Raw genomic sequence first — 3,335 nt, 5'->3', positions numbered from 1 at the left:
TTTTTTGGATGACCGCTTTAACAGTATGTACCGGCAAGAACAGAAAACAGGAGAGATTTTTGCCGTATTTTCCTGTCTGGCCATTTTTATTGCTTGTCTAGGCCTGTTTGGGCTGGCAGCCTTTACTGCCGAACAACGTAAAAAAGAAATTGGTGTGAGGAAAGTGTTAGGTGCAACCGTTAGAGGTCTTGTGCTTTTGTTATCCAGAGACTTTGGTAAATTGTTGCTGATAGCATTCTTATTAGCCAGCCCTTTGGCTTGGTGGACCATGAATGAATGGTTACAGAATTTTCATTTTCATACTTCCATTGGCATAGAAATTTTCTTGTTGGCAGGATTGGTTTCTTTCATTATTGCCTGGTTTACAATGAGCTTCCATACTATTAAAGCCGCAACAGATGATCCTGTGAATTCAATTAGGTACGAATGATAATTTTTCAATTCAATCCACCAAGAGTTCAGAATCCTTGGTGGGTAAAGTGATATACAGACCGTCTGCTTGCGGACGTCTGCATTTTAAATACAACCTTATTCTGGTAAAAAATGTACCCTTTTGATTATTATACTTTTTGACTTTACAGAAGAAACATCTCCACTAAACTCTTTTACCATGGTAAAAAACTATATAAAAATTGCTTTTCGGAACCTTATAAAACATAAATTTTACACTTTTATCAATATTACGGGCCTGGCCATAGGAATGGCCTGCTGTTTATTAATTTTTCTATGGGTAAAGGATGAATTAAGTTTTGACAGGCACAATACCAACCTGGACCGAATGTACCGAATCAGCACAAAGGAAAAATATAATGGAGCAGTTGAACATATGGCCTTGACACCTGCCCCCTTATCAGCTATTCTTAAAGAGGAAATACCGGAAGTAGAAGAATCAACCCGCACCTATGGGTGGATTAATTCCTACAAACTCACCTATGGAGAAAAAAGCTATAAGGGAATAAAAGGAATTACTGCTGATTCCACACTATTTAATGTCTTCACTATTCCTTTTGTAGGTGGTGATCCCTCTTCGGCATTGTCTCAACCCAATAGCCTGGTAATAGATGTAAGTACTGCTAAAAAACTTTTTGGAAAAGAGGATCCCATCGGAAAAACCGTACTATGGGGCAGAAAAACTAACCTAATCGTAAGTGGAGTAATGGAAGATATGCCTGAAACTTCTCATTTCAAAGCAAATATGTTTCTTTCCATGAGCAGAAGTGAAATGAGCAGTCAGGATAATTGGACCAGTAATAATAACTTTTTCACTTATGTTCTGCTCAATGAAGCTACTGACCCAAAACTCATAGAATCCAAATTAAGGGAATTGGTAGAAAAATATGTCGGTCCCCAACTTATAGGAGAAATGTCCCAAGAAAGCAGTAAAACAGACCTTCATGATGCTTTTTCTTTTCATCTCCAACCGGTAAAAGACATCCATCTCCGGTCAGATTTAAAATATGAGACGGATTCTAAAGGTGATATTAATTACATTTATCTCTTTTCAGCCATTGCTGCCATCATATTGTTAATCGCTTGTATCAATTATATGAATTTGGCAACTGCCCGCTCAGAAGAACGATCTAAAGAAGTAGGTTTACGAAAAACCATTGGAGCCCTCCGGTCTCAGATGTTAGTCCAATTTTTATCAGAATCCCTTTTCCTTAGTCTCTTGGGACTATTTCTCTCTATTTTACTGTTGGAGTTCATGATTCCGGTTTTCAATCAATGGTCCGGCAAATCCCTTAACCCCAATTATTGGAGCAATATGCCTCTTTTGGCTTTCATGGGAGGAATTGTAATAGTTGTAGGCCTTATTTCAGGAAGCTATCCCGCTTTTCACCTTTCCCGTTTTTCTCCCATTCAAGCCTTGAAAGGTGGGTCGGGAAACAGGGGAAAAGGAGGTCAATTAAGAAATATATTGGTTACTTTACAGTTTACCACCTCTATCTTCTTTTTAATAGGGACGGCAACGGTTTATAAGCAATTGCATTTTGTAAAAAATACAGATCCTGGCTACAACAAAGAGGAGTTATTAATCCTTCATAACGGCTATTTCCTGGACGAGGGTGTGGAAAGCTTTAAACAAGAAATGTTGCGTCAACCACCGTTTAAGTCAGCCACCGTAACCAGTTATTCTCCGGTTGACAATATTTCAGAAAATAATAATGCCTATTTTTGGGCAGAAGGTCCTAAAACAGATGAAAAAACCTATTTAATGAATCGCTGGTGGGTTGACACCGATTTTCAGAAAACTTTGGAAATGAAGATGGTGCAAGGCCGCTTTTTCTCTCAAGATTTCCCTTCCGATTCTTCGGCAGCAGTCATTAATGAATCCGCTGCCCGAATATTAGGTTATGAAAACCCTATTGGAAGAAAGATAAATTCATGGAATAATAGTAGTGCAACAATTGTGGGAGTGGTAAAAGATTTTAACTACAAAACCCTGAGAAATAAAATTGACCCTTTAGTGATCTATTTAGGAGAAAGAAACTCCATGATTACTTTCCGAATTGACGGACAACAAACCAAAGAGGCTATTTCTCTTTTAAATAAAAAGTGGAATGAAATGGCTCCTAGTCAAGATTTTGATTATTCCTTTTTGGATTCGGAATTTAATAGTGAATATGGAGATGAAGAAAGAATAGGAGAAATTTTCACCACCTTTTCGGTTATGGCTATTTTTATCGCCTGCTTGGGATTATTTGGACTGGCTGCTTTTACCGCTGAACAGCGTAAAAAAGAAATTGGAGTAAGGAAAGTCCTGGGGGCTACAGTAAGTGGAATTATTCTGCTTTTATCTAAAAACTTTGGCCGGTTATTACTAATAGCATTTGTTCTGGCTTGTCCATTAGGTTGGTGGGTAATGAATACTTGGCTTGAAAACTTTCAGTACCGCACCAACATAGGAATAGAAGTTTTTGTTTTGGCAGGTCTCCTGTCTTTCATGGTAGCCTGGTTAACGATGAGCTATCACGCTTACAAGGCTGCAACAGATGATCCGGTGAATGCTATTAGGTACGAATAAATACTTCTGGTTTTTCACATCTCTGGAGCAATAACTATAAACCGTCCGTCAACGACCGTAATTGTCTGCTGGCGGACGGTTTCCTTTATAGGAAGCCTAAATTATGGCTAAAAAGATGTATTTTAAGTCCCTATTTTTTGGCATACTTCTTGGCAAATGGGCAAATAAGTAACTTTCTAATCAATAGTGTATGTCACGATTCAGATTTTATTAGGTAAAAGCTCCCTAGCCATGGCGAAAAAAATGGAGGTTATGATCACGACAACCAGATTTTTCTGTATAATGGGAATATTCTACTCCTTATAATTTT

At 38.0% G+C, this 3,335-nt stretch carries 2 protein-coding genes; both read left to right on the top strand.

What is annotated here, in order from left to right:
- On the top strand, positions 1-430 hold a 430-nt coding region (locus E1171_RS04290), incomplete at its 5' end, for an FtsX-like permease family protein (protein ID WP_155204443.1).
- Positions 431-553: 123 nt separating this feature from the next.
- The gene (locus E1171_RS04285) at positions 554-3,025 is read left to right on the top strand and encodes an ABC transporter permease (RefSeq protein WP_155204441.1); all 2,472 of its coding nucleotides are present in this window, start codon (positions 554-556) and stop codon (positions 3,023-3,025) included.
- Positions 3,026-3,335: the final 310 nt, after the last annotated feature.

The sequence above is a fragment of the Xanthovirga aplysinae genome (assembly GCF_009711365.1).
GTDB lineage: Bacteria > Bacteroidota > Bacteroidia > Cytophagales > Cyclobacteriaceae > Xanthovirga > Xanthovirga aplysinae.
Note: the sequence above shows the minus strand (reverse complement) of the source record. Positions and strands in the feature narration are given on the sequence as shown.